This window comes from Caulobacter sp. (assembly GCF_049283275.1).
In the GTDB taxonomy this organism is placed as follows: domain Bacteria; phylum Pseudomonadota; class Alphaproteobacteria; order Caulobacterales; family Caulobacteraceae; genus Caulobacter.
In genome coordinates, this window is record NZ_JBAPVS010000237.1 from 24,415 (window position 1) to 40,232 (window position 15,818).

General features: G+C 67.6%; 17 protein-coding genes and 1 pseudogene. 8 read left to right on the plus strand and 10 right to left on the minus strand.

Annotated elements, in window-relative coordinates:
* Genes WAL33_RS13450 through WAL33_RS13460 form a run of 3 tightly spaced genes read left to right on the plus strand, consistent with a single transcriptional unit; the run spans window position 1 to window position 2,539 of the window.
* A complete protein-coding gene (locus WAL33_RS13450) occupies window positions 1-1,104 on the plus strand; it encodes a hypothetical protein (RefSeq protein ID WP_422182051.1) in 1,104 nt (367 codons plus the stop codon).
* Window positions 1,101-2,108: a phosphotransferase family protein gene (locus WAL33_RS13455; RefSeq protein WP_422182052.1), complete on the plus strand. Its 1,008-nt coding sequence runs from the start codon at window positions 1,101-1,103 to the stop codon at window positions 2,106-2,108. Before WAL33_RS13450 ends, WAL33_RS13455 begins: the two co-directional genes overlap by 4 nt.
* Entirely contained in the window at window positions 2,108-2,539 is a 432-nt protein-coding gene (locus tag WAL33_RS13460; protein WP_422182053.1) for a hypothetical protein, read from the plus strand. Before WAL33_RS13455 ends, WAL33_RS13460 begins: the two co-directional genes overlap by 1 nt.
* Window positions 2,540-2,587: 48 nt before the next feature.
* Here the strand turns inward: WAL33_RS13460 and WAL33_RS13465 are convergent, their stop codons facing one another.
* Both WAL33_RS13465 and WAL33_RS13470 read right to left on the minus strand, forming a co-directional pair.
* On the minus strand, window positions 2,588-3,130 hold the full coding sequence (locus WAL33_RS13465) for a hypothetical protein (protein ID WP_422182054.1): 543 nt from the start codon (window positions 3,128-3,130) through the stop codon (window positions 2,588-2,590).
* Complete coding sequence (locus tag WAL33_RS13470; RefSeq protein ID WP_422182055.1) at window positions 3,127-3,603, minus strand: hypothetical protein; 477 nt, start codon at window positions 3,601-3,603, stop codon at window positions 3,127-3,129. The genes WAL33_RS13465 and WAL33_RS13470 overlap by 4 nt, the downstream gene beginning before the upstream one ends.
* Before the next feature lie 303 nt (window positions 3,604-3,906).
* On the opposite strand from WAL33_RS13470, the gene WAL33_RS13475 reads away from it, so the two are divergent.
* Together WAL33_RS13475 and WAL33_RS13480 are read left to right on the plus strand one after the other, a co-directional pair.
* Window positions 3,907-4,830 carry an ABC transporter ATP-binding protein gene (locus WAL33_RS13475; RefSeq protein ID WP_422182056.1) on the plus strand — a complete coding sequence of 308 codons (924 nt, stop codon included), beginning with the start codon at window positions 3,907-3,909 and terminating at the stop codon, window positions 4,828-4,830.
* On the plus strand, window positions 4,827-5,588 hold the full coding sequence (locus WAL33_RS13480) for an ABC transporter permease (protein WP_422182057.1): 762 nt from the start codon (window positions 4,827-4,829) through the stop codon (window positions 5,586-5,588). The genes WAL33_RS13475 and WAL33_RS13480 overlap by 4 nt, the downstream gene beginning before the upstream one ends.
* 51 nt (window positions 5,589-5,639) lie before the next feature.
* Here WAL33_RS13480 and WAL33_RS13485 read toward each other — a convergent pair whose 3' ends face one another.
* Genes WAL33_RS13485 through WAL33_RS13495 form a run of 3 tightly spaced genes read right to left on the minus strand, consistent with a single transcriptional unit; the run spans window position 5,640 to window position 7,536 of the window.
* Complete coding sequence (locus WAL33_RS13485) at window positions 5,640-6,092, minus strand: NfeD family protein (RefSeq protein ID WP_422182058.1); 453 nt, start codon at window positions 6,090-6,092, stop codon at window positions 5,640-5,642.
* Between the two features lie 4 nt (window positions 6,093-6,096).
* Entirely contained in the window at window positions 6,097-7,050 is a 954-nt protein-coding gene (locus WAL33_RS13490) for an SPFH domain-containing protein (protein WP_422182071.1), read from the minus strand.
* Window positions 7,051-7,098: 48 nt separating this feature from the next.
* Window positions 7,099-7,536, minus strand: a complete 438-nt coding sequence (locus WAL33_RS13495; protein ID WP_422182059.1) for a TIGR02301 family protein — start codon at window positions 7,534-7,536, stop codon at window positions 7,099-7,101.
* Between the two features lie 156 nt (window positions 7,537-7,692).
* Here WAL33_RS13495 and WAL33_RS13500 point away from each other — a divergent pair, with 156 nt between their 5' ends.
* Window positions 7,693-7,902 (plus strand): hypothetical protein, encoded by a 210-nt coding sequence (locus tag WAL33_RS13500; RefSeq protein WP_422182060.1) that lies wholly within the window; start codon window positions 7,693-7,695, stop codon window positions 7,900-7,902.
* Between the two features lie 196 nt (window positions 7,903-8,098).
* Window positions 8,099-8,851 (plus strand): Crp/Fnr family transcriptional regulator, encoded by a 753-nt coding sequence (locus WAL33_RS13505; RefSeq protein WP_422182061.1) that lies wholly within the window; start codon window positions 8,099-8,101, stop codon window positions 8,849-8,851.
* A 140-nt stretch (window positions 8,852-8,991) separates the two neighbouring features.
* On the opposite strand, the gene WAL33_RS13510 is transcribed toward WAL33_RS13505, so the two are convergent.
* The 4 genes and pseudogenes from WAL33_RS13510 to WAL33_RS13525 all read right to left on the minus strand — a co-directional run bounded on the left by WAL33_RS13510 (window position 8,992) and on the right by WAL33_RS13525 (window position 12,936).
* Entirely contained in the window at window positions 8,992-9,960 is a 969-nt protein-coding gene (locus tag WAL33_RS13510) for an NAD(P)H-dependent flavin oxidoreductase (protein ID WP_422182062.1), read from the minus strand.
* Window positions 9,961-10,080: 120 nt separating this feature from the next.
* Complete coding sequence (locus WAL33_RS13515; RefSeq protein WP_422182063.1) at window positions 10,081-10,218, minus strand: hypothetical protein; 138 nt, start codon at window positions 10,216-10,218, stop codon at window positions 10,081-10,083.
* A gap of 138 nt (window positions 10,219-10,356) precedes the next feature.
* A pseudogene (locus WAL33_RS13520) lies at window positions 10,357-11,138 on the minus strand (SDR family NAD(P)-dependent oxidoreductase).
* Between the two features lie 88 nt (window positions 11,139-11,226).
* Entirely contained in the window at window positions 11,227-12,936 is a 1,710-nt protein-coding gene (locus WAL33_RS13525) for an alkaline phosphatase D family protein (protein ID WP_422182064.1), read from the minus strand.
* A gap of 80 nt (window positions 12,937-13,016) precedes the next feature.
* On the opposite strand from WAL33_RS13525, the gene WAL33_RS13530 reads away from it, so the two are divergent.
* Window positions 13,017-13,325: a ferritin family protein gene (locus tag WAL33_RS13530; protein WP_422182065.1), complete on the plus strand. Its 309-nt coding sequence runs from the start codon at window positions 13,017-13,019 to the stop codon at window positions 13,323-13,325.
* A gap of 41 nt (window positions 13,326-13,366) precedes the next feature.
* Here the strand turns inward: WAL33_RS13530 and WAL33_RS13535 are convergent, their stop codons facing one another.
* Window positions 13,367-15,715, minus strand: a complete 2,349-nt coding sequence (locus WAL33_RS13535) for a TonB-dependent receptor (protein ID WP_422182066.1) — start codon at window positions 15,713-15,715, stop codon at window positions 13,367-13,369.
* Between the last annotated feature and the right edge of the window lie 103 nt (window positions 15,716-15,818).

Sequence of the window (15,818 nt, forward strand, 5' to 3'; positions counted from 1 at the left end):
ATGACCCTGACGCGCGGAGACGATTATCCGATCCACCAGACGGCCGAGCCGGTGGCCTATGCCGGCACCGACCGCAATTTCTACGACCGCTACTTCTTTAACGGCTACGAGACGACAGGGGACGGAGACGCCTTCTTCGCCGCGGCGTTCGGGGTCTATCCGCATCTGAACATCGCCGACGCCGCCTTCTGCTGGATGAAGGACGGCCGCCAGGTGAACCTGCACGCCAGCCGCTGGCTGGAGATGGAGCGGATGGACCTGAGCGTCGGGCCGATCACCATCGAGGTGCTGGAGCCGCTGCGCTGCCTACGGATCAGTGTCGAGGCCCCCGACCAAGGCGTCAGCGCCCAGGTCACGTTCGAGGGTCGCTCGTTCCCGATCGAGGAGCCACGCTTCACCCGCCGGATCGGGCCGCGCACCCTGCTGGACTACACCCGCCTGACCCAGAACGGATCCTACTCCGGCTGGATCGAGGTCGACGGCGTACGCCACGACCTGGCCGGCTTCGTGGGCACGCGGGACCGCTCGTGGGGCGTTCGGCCGATCGGCGCGCGCGATCCGCAGGAGATGGCGCCGCAAGTCCTGCCGCAGTTCTTCTGGCTGTGGACCCCGTGCGCCTTTCCGGACGGCGACCTGTTCTTCCACACCAATGACGACGAGCACGGCCGGGCCTGGAACCGACGGGCGGTCTGGGCGCCGCTGGGCTCGGCGCGGGACAAGGCCGTCGATTTCGACGCGGTGGACTATGGCGTCGACTGGCGCCCCGGCACCCGGCACGCGGCGCGAGGGACGATCCACCTGCCGGACGGCGGCGAGATCGACATCGCGCCCCAGGCCGAGTTCTTCATGCTGGGGCTGGGCTACGGCCATCCCGTCTGGGGCCACGGGCTGAACCACGGCAAGCTGAAGGTCGAGCGCGAGGACCTGGTCCTGGCCGACCTGGATCGGACCCTGCCGTTCCACCTGCACGTCCAGGCCCTGTCGAAGGTGACCTGGCGGGGCGCGGACGGGACGGTCCGGGTCGGGCGAGGCGTGTTCGAACAACTGGCCCTGGGACCGCACGCGCCGTCGGGCTTCAAGTCGATCCTGGACATGGCCTCATGAGCCTTCACGCGGGTCTGGAAACCTATCTGACCGGCCTGTGGGGCGCGCCGACGGCGGTGACCAACCTGTCGCGGATTCCCGGCGGGGCCAGCCGCGAGACCTACCGCCTGGACGCCGACACGGGGGGCGTTACGCGCGGCATGATCCTGCGTCGCGACCCGCCCGGCAGCCTGATCGAGACCGACCGGCGGCTGGAGTTCCTGGCCTATCGCACCGTCCACGGCCACGTGCCCGTCCCCCAGGCCATCGCCCTGGAGGAGGACGGCGGCCCGCTGGAGCGGCCGTTCTTCCTGATGGAGCGGATCGACGGCGGGACCGTGCCCTCGCCGTTCGTCTTCGATCCCTACGCCGAACACGCCCAGGCCTTGGGCCAGCAGTTCTTCACCACCCTGGGCAAGCTGGCGGCGCTGGACCACCAGGGCGCGCCGATCCGCGAGGCGGCGCCGGAGCCCGCGCCGGAGGACTGCTGGCGCATCGCCCTGGATCTCTGGTCCGGCGTGATCGAGGCTGACGAGCAGCATCCGCAGCCGATCGTCCGGGCCGCCATCCGCTGGCTCTATCGACACCCGCCGCCCCCGGCCCAACGGGTGAGCATCGTCCACGGCGACTACCGGTCCGGCAATTTCATGCACGACGGGGCCGGGACGATCCTGGCCATCCTCGATTGGGAGATGGCCCATCTGGGCGATCCAGTCGAGGACCTGGGCTGGGCCTTCGATCCGCTGTGGAACCACTTCGACGAGAACAAGGTGGCGGGGCTGATCCCGCAAGCCGAAGCGATCGCCCTGTGGGAGGCGGCCAGCGGCCTGAGGGTCGACCCCAAGGCCCTGGCCTGGTGGTCGCTGTTCAACGCCGTGAAGGGCCAGGCGATCTGGACCTCGGCGGCCAAGGAATATCGCGACGGCGGCTTCACCGATCCGATCCTGGCGATCTCGGGCTGGTACACGGCGCGGCGGCACGACCTGATCCTGGCCGACCGCCTGGCCGCTCTGGAGGGCATCTGATGACCCCGGCCCTGCCCGACATCCTGCGCGGCAACTTCATGTGCCTGGCCATCCCCGCCCCCGAGGAGTCGCAGGGCGAATTCATGACCGGCCGCGTTGGGGTGATCGCCCTGCTGTCGTTGCTGGCCGCCCAGGAGGTGGAGCGCGGGACCACCGCCCGGGTCTGGGAGAACGCGGCCATCGCGGCGGTTCTGGCCGAGGCGGCCGACGCCTATGGCGTCCAGTACGCCGAGCTGGCTTCCATCGGTCCCACCGACCTGTCGCTGGAAGCCCTCGACCGCGCCAACGCCGCCCTGCGTCGGGGGCTGATCGCCCTGCACGAGGCGGTGGAGACGGCCGGCGACCTGGCAAGGCATCGGACGATCGTGGGGCTGTACGGCGAGATGGCCGAGCGGCGGAGATTGGAGCTGCCGCCGTTGCCGGCGCGGTGACCCTCTACCGCTCGACCATCATCCCGACCTTGCGTCGGACTGCCGAAGCTACTTCTTTTTGCCCTTGTCCAGCTTGACCTTCGAGCTCTTGAACCGAGCTTCGTCGGCCGGCACCAAGCGGAAGCCGCTTGTCACCATGCCCATGCGCACCGTTTGCTCGGCGTAATAGGTCTCGCCCGGCTCGACCTCCAACCGCAGCCGATCTTCGGCCTTGTTGACCGCCATCGGGCCCGTGATGTTGTAGCTGTGAATGCCCGGCTCGACCTCGATGGTGAACGCGCCGCCGTTCGGCAGATCGCCCAGCTCGGCCGCACCCTTGGCCGGCTTGCCATCATCGCCCACCTCGACGATGTGATAGGTGTAGATCGCACCGGAAAGGCGGCCCGGTCGGAAGAAGTAGATGCGTCCCATGCCGGACGGGCTGGCCGCAGGCGCCGCTTCCGGGGCGGGAACGGGAGCCGCTTCGGGAGCCGGAGCGATAGCGGCTTCCGGAGCCGCCGCAGGCGCGCTTTGCGGCGCTTCCTGGGCGAAGGCCGAGGCGCCAAACACAAGCGAGAGAGCGGCCCCAGCCGCGAGCACAGACTTTTTCACTGAAACTTCCCTGTTTCTACAGTCGTTGATGGAGTCGTCGCGCTGACCGGCAGTTCCAGGTCTTCAGCCAGCCGAACCGTGGCCCGCGCGCCCGCGGGCATTTCGATCTCTCCGCCTTGGATGAGCACCGCCGCGACGCCCGCATAGGGCACTAGCAACACCCCCGTCGCCAGGTCGACGCGGCTCTTGCCCGCGGCCAGGAAGGTCATCCCGCGAACGCGGACTTGTCGTCCGTTCAGATCCAGATAGCGGGCCGAGATAATCAGCTTGCCTTGCTTGCCGCCCATTCCAGCCCGGGCGGCGTCGATGACTTCGCCCTGGCCCGTGGCCCCCGCGGCCACGATGTCGACGCCCTGGATGGAAATCGGCTGCGCGAGGCGGATCGTGAACCTGTCGCCCAGTTTGTTGGTGCTGGAGCTCAGATGATCGACGAGCTCGACTTCGACCTGGGTTCCAGCGGCCAGTCGCAGCATTTGCGGAGCGGGGGACGCCAAAGGCGGGGCTTGTTGCGCAGCCGGCGGGGACGGGCCACCCGCGTCAACCTGGCCAAAACTGGCAGGCGCCAGGGCGCACAAGAGAAAAACCGTCAACATATGAATTGCCCCCAAGCTTGGCCGTAACATGCGGCCCTGCGCCGGTAAAGGTCGCCAAGCGCGCCGCGCGCAGCGCAAACTTCTGCTCATATCCTTCATCAGCCCTAGCCAAGTCCGCGCTTCCGCCCCATCTGGCTCAGGCGGCTCAGGTTCCAGGAGGGACGGCCGCTCACCAGGGGCCCCATGGCGATCATTTCCGTTTCCGGTCTGACCAAGACCTATGCTTCCGGCCATCAGGCCCTGAAGACCATCGACCTCGAGATCAAGAAGGGCGAGATCTTCGCCCTGCTGGGTCCCAACGGGGCCGGCAAGACCACGCTGATCAGCATCATCTGCGGCATCGTCAATCCCAGCACCGGGACAGTCAGCGCCGACGGTCACGACGTGATCAAGGACTACCGCGCCGCGCGGACCAAGATCGGTCTGGTGCCTCAGGAGCTGAGCACCGATGCCTTCGAGACCGTCTGGGCCACGACGCGGTTCAGCCGCGGCCTGTTCGGCAAGCCTCGAAACGACGCCTATATCGAAAAGGTGCTGCGCGACCTGTCGCTGTGGGACAAGAAGGACGCCAAGATCATGACGCTGTCGGGCGGCATGAAGCGGCGGGTGATGATCGCCAAGGCCCTGAGCCACGAGCCGACCATCCTGTTCCTGGACGAGCCCACCGCCGGCGTCGATGTCGAGCTGCGCCGCGACATGTGGGAGATGGTCCGAGGCCTGCGCGAGAGCGGCGTCACCATCATCCTGACGACCCACTATATCGAGGAGGCCGAGGACATGGCCGACCGGATCGGGGTGATCAGCAAGGGCGAGATCATCCTGGTCGAGGACAAGGACGTGCTGATGCGCAAGCTGGGCAAGAAACAGCTGACCTTGCAGCTGCAGAGCCCGCTGGAGGCCATCCCCGCCAAACTGTCCGACTACGCCCTTGAACTGGCCGCCGACGGCCACGAGCTGGTCTACACCTTCGACGCCCAGGCCGAGGAGACCGGCATCGCCGGCCTGCTGCGGCGGCTCTCCGAAGAGGGCGTCGACTTCAAGGACCTGCACACCAGCCAATCCTCGCTGGAAGAGATTTTCGTCAGCCTGGTGAGGGACGGCAAATGAACATTCACGCCATCAAGTCCATCTATCGTTTCGAGATGGCCCGCTGGTTCCGCACCCTGGCCCAGAGCGTGATCGGACCGGTGCTGACGACCAGCCTGTATTTCGTGGTGTTCGGCTCGGCGATCGGCTCGCGCATGCAGTCGATCGACGGGGTCAGCTACGCCGCCTTCATCATCCCGGGCCTGATCATGCTGTCGCTCCTGGGTGAGAGCATCTCCAACGCCTCGTTCGGCATCTACATGCCCAAATGGGCCGGCACGATCTATGAGCTGCTGTCGGCGCCGGTGTCGTGGATCGAGACGGTGATCGGCTATGTCGGGGCCGCGGCGACCAAGTCGGTGTGCCTGGGCCTGCTGATCCTGGCCACGGCTCGGGTCTTCGTGCCCTACGAGATCGTCCACCCGTTCTGGATGCTGGGCTTCCTGGTGCTGACGGCCGTGACCTTCAGCCTGTTCGGCTTCGTGATCGGGGTCTGGGCGACCGACTTCCAGAAGCTGCAGATCGTGCCGATGCTGGTGGTCACCCCCCTGACCTTCCTGGGCGGCAGCTTCTATTCGATCAGCATGCTGCCGCCGATCTGGCAGAAGATCACGCTGTTCAACCCGGTGGTCTATCTGGTCAGCGGCTTCCGCTGGAGCTTCTACGGGGTGTCGGACCTGAACCCGATCGTCAGCTTCGGCGCGACGCTGTGCTTCCTGGCCGCCTGTCTGACGGCGGTGTGGGCGGTGTTCAAGACGGGGTATCGGCTGAAGGTGTAGCCCTAAATGGGGACATGCACATGTGCGTGTCCCCAGCCTTGGCGCGATAGGTCACCTAACCGTCAGCACCGCGCCGTCGACGGCCACGACCAGCACCTTTTGTCCGGCCGCCGGCGGCTCGCCGTCCGCCACGACGGCCGCCCATTCCTTGCCGTCGACGAACACCCGGCCCTTGCCGTTCTGGAAGCCGTCCAGCACCTGGCCGTCGCGGCCGACCAGGCGCAGCGACGGATCGTTGAGGTCGGCGTTATGGGCCTCCAGCACCGGCCGCAGGAACCGGCGCGCAAAATAGGTCGAGGCGATGGTCAGCGCCGCGAACAGGCCCAGCTCGACCGGCAGGCCCGGCTTCACGGCCAGGGTCAGCAGACCCACCAGCATGGCGCTGGCGGCCGGCCACAGCAGCCAGCCGGTGCCGGTGGCCACCTCGACCGCCAGGAAGATGGCCGCGACCGCCAGCCAGACCCAGAACGGATGGGCGGCGTAGAACAGCATCAGGCCGTGCATGGGATCAGGCTCCGCGCTTAGGAGACGGCGGGACGGCGGCGCGCGGCGCGTCGTTGCCGCCCAAGGTCTTCACCAGCTCGGCGACGCCGGCCACCGTGCCGGTCAGGCCGGCGAAGTCGGCGGGCACGATCACGGTCTTAGCGTTGGGCGAGCGGGCCAGGTCGCCGAAGGCTTCGACGTACTTCTGGGCGATGAAGTAGTTGATGGCGTTGACGTCGCCCTTGGAGATCGCCTCCGAGACGAAGGCCGTCGCCTTGGCCTCGGCCTCGGCTTCCCGCTCGCGGGCCTCGGCGTCGCGGAAGGCGGCTTCGCGCCGGCCCTCGGCCTGCAGGATGGCCGACTGCTTCTGGCCCTCTGCGCGGGCGATCTGGGCCTGCTTCTCGCCCTCGGCCTCGGTGATCACGGCGCGGCGCTCGCGCTCGGCCTTCATCTGCCGGGCCATGGCGTTGGTGATGTCGGCCGGCGGCGTCAGGTCCTTGATCTCGATGCGCGCCACCTTGACCCCCCAGGGGTTGGTGGCGTGGTCGATGGTGGCCAGCAGCCGGGTGTTGATCAGGTCGCGCTGGCTGAGCACCTCGTCCAGCTCCATCGACCCGACCACGGTGCGCAGGTTGGTCTGGGTCAGCTGGGTGATGGCGTACATCAGATTGTCGACCCGATAGGCGGCTTGCGAGGCCTCCATCACCTGGATGAAGACGATCGCGTCGACCTTCACCGAGACGTTGTCCTTGGTGATGACCTCCTGCTGGGGCACGTCGAGCACCTGCTCCATCATGTTCACCCGCCGGCCGATGCTCTCGACGAACGGGGTCAAGATGCTGATGCCGGGCTTCAGCGTGCGGGTGTAGCGGCCGAACCGTTCGACGGTGAATTCACGCCCCTGGGGCACGATCTTGATGACATTGACGACTACGAAGATCGCCAGGGCCACAAGCACCAGCGGAACAAGGTAAGACAGCACTTCGAAAGCCTCCCACAACCGATGGAAGAGACCCTAGCGCGTGGCTCAGCGGTCCGCCACGGTTTCCGGCGCTGCTTGGTCTTGCAACGCTTGCGGCGGCGCCTGGGTCACCATCGACCGGGACAGCGTGGCCGCCAGGGCCTGGCCCTTGCGGGCCGTCCGCTGCTCGGCTTGGCGGCTGGCGTCGTCGCAGCCGGGGAACGCGTCCTGACGGGCGGCGAAGCCGGCGTTGAACCGCTCGCGCAGCTGCACGTCGAAGGCCTGGTCGGCCTTTTCCACCTCGGTCAGCCGGACCATGCGCGAGCGCCAGTACTGGTCGTCGCCCCCCTCGCAGACCTGCCGCAGCGCGTGGCTTTCGCCCAGGGTGAAGGCCAGGTCGAGCAGGGTCTGACGCTCCGCCGGAGCCCGGTCCTGGGCCAGGGCGGCCCTGCCTGCGCTCAGGACGACGAAGGCGAGCAAGACGTTGAGCGATAGGCGGTTCATGGCCGCACTATCGCCATTGCGGGCGCCCCTGTCACCGTTTCGCGCCCAGGAGAACCGTGCGGATGCACAAAAGACTCCAACAGGCCTTGCGAAGGCCATGGATTGGAGCGACCCTCCTGTGGATAACGTGGGAACAACGCGCGCAGGGAGGTCATCATGGCTGAAGTGCATTACGGGGTCGTCCGCGTGGGAGAAACCTGGGCCATCATCGGCGACCAACTTCGGGTCGGGGCCTACGCCACGCGCCGACAGGCCGAGAGCGCGGCCAGACGCCTGGCCGAACAGGTCACGGGCGTGGGCCTTCCGGTCCGCATGCACCTCCAAGACGACACCGGACAGCTCCATCAGCCGACCCTGTTGAGCTGAACACGCCCCCATCATCATCGGGCCTGCTTTGCAGCCCCCTTGATCCGCCTGCAACACCATCGGCCAAAGACGCGGCGCCCATCGCTATCGCCACCAACAGGGACCGGCGCTCCAAGCAATGGCGTCGATTGGAAACTCATCGCCCCGTCGCGCGCTTTGTCAGGGAAAAAGCTTGGCTGTCCTCCAGGAGGCGAACATGGCCGACACCGCTGAAATGGCCGTCGTGAGCGGCGCGCTGCCCCAGGGCTGCGCGGGCAACCGCCTGCTGGCCGCCCTGCGCCCCAACGATCTGGCGATGCTGACGCCGCACCTGTCGCCGATGACCCTGGCCGTCGGCCAGACCCTGTTCGAGGCCGGCGAGGACGTCGTCAGCACCGTCCTGCCCTGCTATTCGACCATGGCCTCGTTGCTGGTCGTCACCCGCGACGGCGACGAGATCGAGGTCGCCTCGATCGGCCGCGAGGGGGCCATCGGCGGCATCGTCAGCGCCGGCTTCAAGCCCGCCTACGGCCGCGCCGTGGTCCGCATTCCAGGTTCCGCCCTCAGCATCCCCACGGCCAGGCTGGAAGAGGCCAAGCTGCGCTCGCCGGCCCTGGGCGACCTGTTCGCCCGCTACGCCGACGTGCTGTTGGCCCAGATGATGCAGTCCTCGGCCTGCAACGCCTTGCACAGCATCGACCAGCGCATGTGCCGCTGGTTGCTGTCGACCCACGATCGGGCCAACGAGGCCACGATCCGCCTGACCCAGGAGACTCTGGCCGACATGCTGGGCGTGCAGCGCACCACCGTCACCGCCGTGGCCAAGGCCCTGCAGGACGAGGGGCTGATCCGCACGGGGCGCGGGCGGATCGAGATCCTGGATCAGCCGAGGCTGGAGCGCCGGGCGTGCGAGTGCCATGCGCAGGTCGAGGCGCACTTCCAGCGGATGCTGCCGGAGGTGAAGACGTAAGGGTCAGTGCAGCGAACACTTGCCCCCTACGGGTCGCTTCGCGACCGTCTTCCCCCACAGGGGGAAGAGGACGCCGTGCGCGGAATTCCTCCGCCCCCTATGGGGGCGGACAGGCGGCGAAGCCGCCAGGTGGGGGCAAGTCAGTGAGCCACTAGCGCCGCGGTACGCCCGATCGCCGCCTCGGCCTCGCTCATGATCCGGCGCACGATTTCCCCGGCCGGCAGCACCTCCCGGATCCCCCCGGCGCTCTGTCCCATGGCGAAGCAGGACCGATCGGGGTCCAACCCCTCGATCTGGCCGCCGATGCCGCCCATGGCTCCGGCCTGGATCGAGGCGATAGCCTGTTGCGGGAAGGGTTGGATATCGCCCGGCCGCGCTTCCCAGTCATCGACCCAGGCGTTCTTGCGCACACGCATCGGCTTGCCGGAATACGAGCGGGTGCGGATCGTGTCCTCGTCGGCCGCCTCCAGCACCGCCTGGCGATAGAGGTCGCCGGCATGGGCTTCGATCGAGGCGATGAACCGTGTGCCCATCCAGACGCCTTGGGCGCCCAGGGCCAGGGCCGCGGCCAGGCCGCGGCCATCATAGAGGCCGCCGGCCGCGACCACCGGGATGTCGACGGCGTCCACCGCCTGGGCGACCAGCGGCAGGGTCCCGACCAGGCCGGTGTGGCCGCCGCCTTCGCCGCCCTGGCAGATCACCGCGTCGCAGCTGGCCTGCTGGGCCTTGACGGCGTGCTTGACCGCGCCGCAGACGACCATGACCTTCAGCCCTGCCCCCTTTAGCCGCTCGATGATCGGCAGGGGCACGCCCAAGCCGGCGACGAAGGACGAGGCGCCGCCCTCGATGATCGCGTCGACCGAGGCGGTCAGGGCGTCGGGCGTGGCGGCCAGCAGGTCGACGCCGAACGGCTTGTCGGTCAGGTCTCGGACCTGGGCCATCTGCAGGCGGATGAAGTCGGGGCTGGTTCCGGCCATGCCCAGCACGCCATAGCCGCCGGCGTTGGACACGGCCGCCGTCAATTCGGCGTAGGAAACCCCGCCCATGCCGGCCAACAGGATCGGATGCTCGACGCCGAGCAGATCGCACAGCGGAGTATGCAGGGTCATGGTGGTCCTCCCGTTTTTCGGAAGGGTGGGCGCTTGAGCGCGGACGGCAAGCGTGCCGCGAGGTCAGTTCGCCCATTTCCGCTCTTCTCGGCGAAAGCCGGGATGAGTGAATTTTATGGACTAGTCCCGCTGCAGGGCTTGCGGCTGGGCCTCGGCTTCCGACGTCCAGAAGCAGGCCGCCATTGAGGTCAGGATCATCGCGATCAGGGCCAGCATGCCTCTGGGCGGGGCCAGGCCCACGATGTCTTGCGGCGTCATCTGTCGTTTCCTCTGGCGACGCCCGGGTCTGATGCCCAGCCTGTCGACAGGGAAAGCTTCTCATCGGCCCGCCAGTTCCGCAAGTCCCTTGTTTCTATGGGGATTTTCTGGACCATGCCGTCCAGCTTTCATCCCGCCTCAGAAGATCGAATAGGCCCCGTCGATCACGAAGGTGTCTCCCGAGTGGTAGCTGGACGCCCCTGAAGCCAGATACACGGCGATGCCGCCGAAGTCGGCCGGCTCGCCCCAGCGCCGGGCCGGCACGCGGGGGATAACCTTTTCGGCGAAGGCCGGATTGTCCTGCGCGCCCTGGGTCATGTCGGTGGCGATCCAGCCGGGCAGGATGGCGTTGGCCCGCACGCCGTAGCGAGCGTGCTCGACGGCGACCGACTTCATCATCGAGATCACCGCCCCCTTGGTGGCCGCATAGGCCTGGTTGCGGGCCGCGCCCTCGATGGCGGCCAGCGAGGCGACGCCGACGATCGAGCCGCCCGGATCGCCGCCCTTGGCCCGCTCGACCATGTGGCGGCAGGCCTCGCGGAAGGTGAAGAACACCCCGTCCAGATTGACCGCCAGGATCTTGCGATAGGTCTCGGTCTTCATCTCCACGAAGCTGGGCGCGCCATAGCCGACCCCGGCGTTGGCGAACACGCTGTCGATCCGGCCCATGGCGACCACGGCCTCGTCAATGCCCTCGCGGACTGATCCTCTTGGGAGACATCGACCACCTGAGCCTTCACCCGGGTCCCGTGCTTGAGCAGCTCGATCTCGGCGGCCTGGTTGCGCTCGGCGTTGGAGCCCCAGATGACGATGTCGGCCCCGGCCTGGGCCAGGGCGCCGGCCATCCCCAGACCGATGCCGCGATTGCCGCCGGTGACCAGGGCCACGCGGCCGGTCAGGTCGAAGGGTTTGTAGGCCATGGCGCGTCTCTCCCGAACGTCCGCTTTCCGAACGTTTGTTTGAGGGGAGCGGTTGTGGCGAGAAAGGTCAAGGGCCAAGCCCCCAGGCCTATCCCTCCGCCAGCGCCTTCACCCCGCCCTCATCGCCGGGCGTGACCACGAACCGTTTCAGCACCCGGGTCTGGTACGTCGGCTCCAGGATCGTCGAGACGGCGATCAGCTCACCCGTCGCCCGGCCGTGTTCGAGGGTCAGCAGCAGGAAGCCCTTGGCGCCTTGGTCGGTGAACTTCACCTCCTTGTTGCGCGCCACATAGGCCTGGTCCAGCGGCGCGCCGGGCAGGTAGTCGGCATAGCCTGGCGACGTCACCGAGGTGACGCCGAACTCGGCCGCCACACGGGTGGTCCCGGCGTCGTCCCACAGCTCGTTGACCCAGAAGGCGTGGCTGTCGCCGGCCAGCACGATCGGTCGCGCCTTGCCGGCCTTGAAGATGTCATAGACCCGGGCCCGGTCGGCCGGATAGCCGTCCCAGGCGTCCAGATTGCCGGGCGCGCCGGCCAGGGAGAGGCCGCGGCTCTGCTCGACCGGCTTGGCGACATAGTCGGGCAGCTTGGCCAGCAGGGCGCCGTAGGCCTGGTCGCCCATGGTCGCCTTCAGGTCGGGCGGAACCACCCGAGCCATGACCACCTGGTTGCCCAGCACCTGCCAGGCCGTGCCGGCCTTGGTCGAGGCGTCGACCTCGCGGCTCAGCCACTGCTCCTGGCCCTGGCCCATCATTCGCCGATCCGGGTCGGCGAGTTTGGCGGCGAAGGCGGCGAAGTCGGGCTTACCGTCCTTGATCGCGAGGTCGTGGCCATAGTCCAGCTGGTGGCTGCGGGCCGTCAGCCGGGTCTCGGTCATCAGCAGGGTCGCGACGTCGCCGAACTGGAACCGACGCCACGACGCTTCGGGCAGAGCCCCGGCCGCCGGCTCTCGGATCGGCATCCACTCGTAATAGGCCTTTATGCCCGCGGCCTTGCGCTTGGCCCAGTCGCCCTCGGTCGCGGGTTGATGGTTCTCGGCCCCGGCCAGCCAGCTGTTGTCGGCGGTCTCGTGGTCGTCCCAGACCACGATCCACGGCGCGCGGGCATGGGCGGCCTGCAGGGCGGGGTCGGTCTTGTAGAGGGCGTGGCGGCGGCGATAGTCCTCCAGGCTGAGGATTTCGCGCGGCGGATCGGGCACGCGGGTCTTGGCGGTCGGCGAGGCCATGCCGTAGTCGTCCGGCGCGGCGCCGTATTCGTAGATGTAGTCGCCCAGGTGCAGCACGGCGTCGACGCGCGGCAGCTTGGCGATGGCGTCATAGGCGTTGAAATAGCCGTTCGGATAGAGGGCGCACGAGGCCACGGCCAGCACCACGTCGCGGGTTTCGCCTCGGGGCAAGGTGCGGGTCCGGCCGCTGACGCCCTTGCCGGTCGGCTTGCCGTTCTTTACGTGCCGGAAGCGGTAGTAGTAGTCGGTCGCCGGCTTGAGGCCGGTGACGTCGACCTTGACCGTATGGTCGCGGGCCGCGATCGCCGTGGCCTGACCCTGTCGGACAACGGTCTTGAAGGCCGGATCGGTCGCGACGTCCCAGCGCACGGCGATCGGGGCGGTCGTGGCCTCGGCCGTGGCCCGCGTCCACAGCACCACCCGGTCGTCCAGCGGATCGCCCGAGGCGACGCCGTGCAGGAATGCGACCCGGCCGGCGAACGGCGCCCGCGGCGCCGCCGCCAGACCCTCGCCCGCCACGCCCACGCCGCCCAGTCCGAAGAGCGCTAGGGCTTTGCGTCTGTCGATGGTCATGCTCATCTCCCCGAAGGCTCACGGCGCCGCTTGGCGTTCTCGTGCGTTAGCCCTCAAACACAACAGCAGGATGACGATGCATGTCCAGTGAAGGCCTTCACGTCCCGCGTGAAAAGCTGCGCGGCAAGACCTTGAACCAGCACTACGCCATCACCTCGTTGATCGAGGAGCTGGAGGCGGTGGACTGGTATCGTCAGCGCGCGGACGACTGCGACGATCCGGAACTGCGCAAGATCCTGCTGCACAACGCCCGCGAGGAGCTGGAGCACGCGGCCATGGTGCTGGAATGGCTGCGTCGCAGCGATCCGGAGACCGACATGCAACTGAAGAAATACCTGTTCACGGACGGCTCGATCGCCGGACGCGAGGAAGAGGCGACCGGGAAGTAACCCGAAGGCGGGGACGCGCGTGGCGCGTCCCCGCGCCTCGTCTAGTGCTTGACCGAGAACGACACGCCGTAGAAGCGCGGCTCGCCGCCGATGAAGGTCGGGATGCCGAACGCGTCGCCGGTGTTGCCGGCGTCCTTGATGTACTTCTCGTCGAACACATTGTTGACGAAGGCCCCCACCGCGAAGTTGCGGCCGTCGGGCTCATAGGTCACGCGCAGGTTGGCCAGGCCGAAGGCCTTCTGCTTCTCGTCCTGCACCGTGTCCTTGAGGGTTCCCGTGGTCGACTGCAGGCTGGAGATGTCGTTGTTGTTGTCGAAGAATTGCGACGATTGCCAGGTGTAGGTCGGCACGGCGGTCAGGCGGCCGCCCAGGACCGTCGCCGTCAGGTTGGCGCCGATCGACACCGAATGGTCCGGCGACAGACGAAAGCGGTTGCCTTCGAACCGGCCCGAACCGAACCGGGCGTGGTTATAGCCGTAAGTCGCGAACAGCGAGGCTCCCGACGTGACCTGGAAGGTCGCCTGACCCTCGAAGCCGGTCGCCTTGGCCTCGCCCGCGCTAGCCGAGATGAACTGCGTTGGGTTGGCGGGGTTGCGGATGCTGGTCTGGAAGTTGCTGTAGTCGTAGCGGTAGATCGCGCCTTCCAGCGTCAGGCGATTGTCCAGCAGCGCGCCCTTGGCGCCGATCTCGTAGGACGTGACGTCTTCGGCGGCGACGGAGGTGAAGTTCACCGCGCCGTTCGGCGTCGACGGCGTTCCCGCCGAGACCACCTTCGGACGGCGGCCGCTCGAGACCGAGCCGTAGATGTTGGCGTTGTCGGTCACGGCGTAGCGCGCGACCAGGCGATAGGTCGTGCCGGAGTCGGTGAAACCCTTGTACTGGGCCAGGCCGCCCGCGGTCGGCTGGACGATCAGGCCGCGCGGGCCGGTCGCCGGCGTGCTGACGATCAGCGACGGGCCGTTGTAGAACGAGCTGTAGCCGCTTTCCTTGTCGTCATAGGTATAGCGCAGGCCGGCCGCCAGCTCGAGCTTGTCGGTGGCGTGGAAGGTGACGTCCGCAAAGGCGTCGTACGACTCGGTCTTGCCGTAGTTGGTCGAGCTTTCCAGGTGGGTGGACGACAGGGCGGCCGGGGCCGCTGCGTTGATAACCGGCATGGACAGGCCGTTGGGGACCGGCAGCTTGCCCGTCAGGAACAGCGCCACGGCCTTTTCATTGATCAGCAGCGGCACGCGCTGCGAACCGTCTTCCCAGAAATAGCTGACGCCGCCGAAGGCGGAGATCTTGCCGCCGGCGTCGTAGTTGAGGCGGAATTCCTGGCTGGCCGACTTGCCCTTGGCGTCCTCGGCGAAGGTGAACAGCGGCAGCGAGAAACCGTCGGCGTCGAAGACCTCCTCGCCGGTGAAGTAGCGATAGGCCGAGGTCGAGCTCAGGATCAGGCTGTCGCTGATCTTGTAGCTGGCCAGGCCGGTCAGGCTCCACAGGCGGCGGTTCAGGCCCAGCTTCTGGTCGTTCTCGAAGCCGGCCACCGTGGCCAGGGTCGCGCCCGAATTACGGCCCAGGTCGCCGATCACCGCGCCGGTCGTCGGGTCGGTGGGGGCGTAGGTCAGCGACTTGAACGAGGTGCCCGACGGCTTGTCGACCTCGTAGTTGTAGATCAGGTCCAGCGTGAAGCGGTCGGTCGGGGCGTAGTTGATCGCCAGGCGCACGGCCTTGGTGTCGGTGGAGTTGAAGTCCTCGCCGTCCAGCAGGTTTTTCACATAGCCGTCACGCTGCTTGACCCGGCCCGACAGGCGGACCGCCAGGCTGTCGGTCAGCGGCATGTTGATCATGGCCTCGCCCATCCAGTAGCCGTAGTTGCCGGCCTCGACCTTGGCGTTCCAGTCCTGCTCGTGCTTGGCCTTGGCCTGGATGATGTTGACCGCGCCGATCAGAGCGCCGCGGCCGTACAAGGTCGACTGCGGCCCCTTGGCCACCTCGACGCGCTCCAGGTCGAACAGTTCGGTGTAGGAGCCGCGCGACTTGGAGACCGAGACCCCGTCCTGATAGACCGAGACGCGCGGCTCGTTGGTGGCCTCGCCGGAGTCGGAGGTGACGCCGCGCATCACGAAGCCGGGGTTGTTCGGCGACTGGTTCTGGACGTCGAAGCCGGGCACGAACTGGCCCAGTTCCTCGAACTCCTGGATGCCCAGCTTCTCGAGCATCGCGCCCGAATAGGCGGTCAGGGCGATCGGCACGTCGAGGGTCTTCTGCTCGCGCTTCTGGGCGGTGACGATGACCTGTTCGACCTGGGCGGCCTCGTTGGCCTCGGCCTCGGCGGCGCGAGCGAGGCCGGCGCTGAGGGCCAAGCCGCTGACGGCGGTCATGAGCAAGGTGGTGTGGAGCACGCGCATCGACTATCCCCTTAGTACGCAAGGCTTTGGACCTGTGCCGTTAGGCGTGATCCATGTCCGCGACACGACGCACTTGTGACGGAGCCATGAAGAAGCCTTGATC

Coding starts and splice junctions, on each gene's coding strand:
- WAL33_RS13450 (WP_422182051.1), top strand. CDS start 1: ATGACCCTGACGCGCGGAGACGATTATCCGATCCACCAGACGGCCGAG.
- WAL33_RS13455 (WP_422182052.1), top strand. CDS start 1,101: ATGAGCCTTCACGCGGGTCTGGAAACCTATCTGACCGGCCTGTGGGGC.
- WAL33_RS13460 (WP_422182053.1), top strand. CDS start 2,108: ATGACCCCGGCCCTGCCCGACATCCTGCGCGGCAACTTCATGTGCCTG.
- WAL33_RS13470 (WP_422182055.1), bottom strand. CDS start 3,603: ATGCTGCGACTGGCCGCTGGAACCCAGGTCGAAGTCGAGCTCGTCGAT.
- WAL33_RS13475 (WP_422182056.1), top strand. CDS start 3,907: ATGGCGATCATTTCCGTTTCCGGTCTGACCAAGACCTATGCTTCCGGC.
- WAL33_RS13480 (WP_422182057.1), top strand. CDS start 4,827: ATGAACATTCACGCCATCAAGTCCATCTATCGTTTCGAGATGGCCCGC.
- WAL33_RS13485 (WP_422182058.1), bottom strand. CDS start 6,092: ATGCACGGCCTGATGCTGTTCTACGCCGCCCATCCGTTCTGGGTCTGG.
- WAL33_RS13495 (WP_422182059.1), bottom strand. CDS start 7,536: ATGAACCGCCTATCGCTCAACGTCTTGCTCGCCTTCGTCGTCCTGAGC.
- WAL33_RS13500 (WP_422182060.1), top strand. CDS start 7,693: ATGGCTGAAGTGCATTACGGGGTCGTCCGCGTGGGAGAAACCTGGGCC.
- WAL33_RS13505 (WP_422182061.1), top strand. CDS start 8,099: ATGGCCGACACCGCTGAAATGGCCGTCGTGAGCGGCGCGCTGCCCCAG.
- WAL33_RS13510 (WP_422182062.1), bottom strand. CDS start 9,960: ATGACCCTGCATACTCCGCTGTGCGATCTGCTCGGCGTCGAGCATCCG.
- WAL33_RS13515 (WP_422182063.1), bottom strand. CDS start 10,218: ATGACGCCGCAAGACATCGTGGGCCTGGCCCCGCCCAGAGGCATGCTG.
- WAL33_RS13525 (WP_422182064.1), bottom strand. CDS start 12,936: ATGACCATCGACAGACGCAAAGCCCTAGCGCTCTTCGGACTGGGCGGC.
- WAL33_RS13530 (WP_422182065.1), top strand. CDS start 13,017: ATGTCCAGTGAAGGCCTTCACGTCCCGCGTGAAAAGCTGCGCGGCAAG.
- WAL33_RS13535 (WP_422182066.1), bottom strand. CDS start 15,715: ATGCGCGTGCTCCACACCACCTTGCTCATGACCGCCGTCAGCGGCTTG.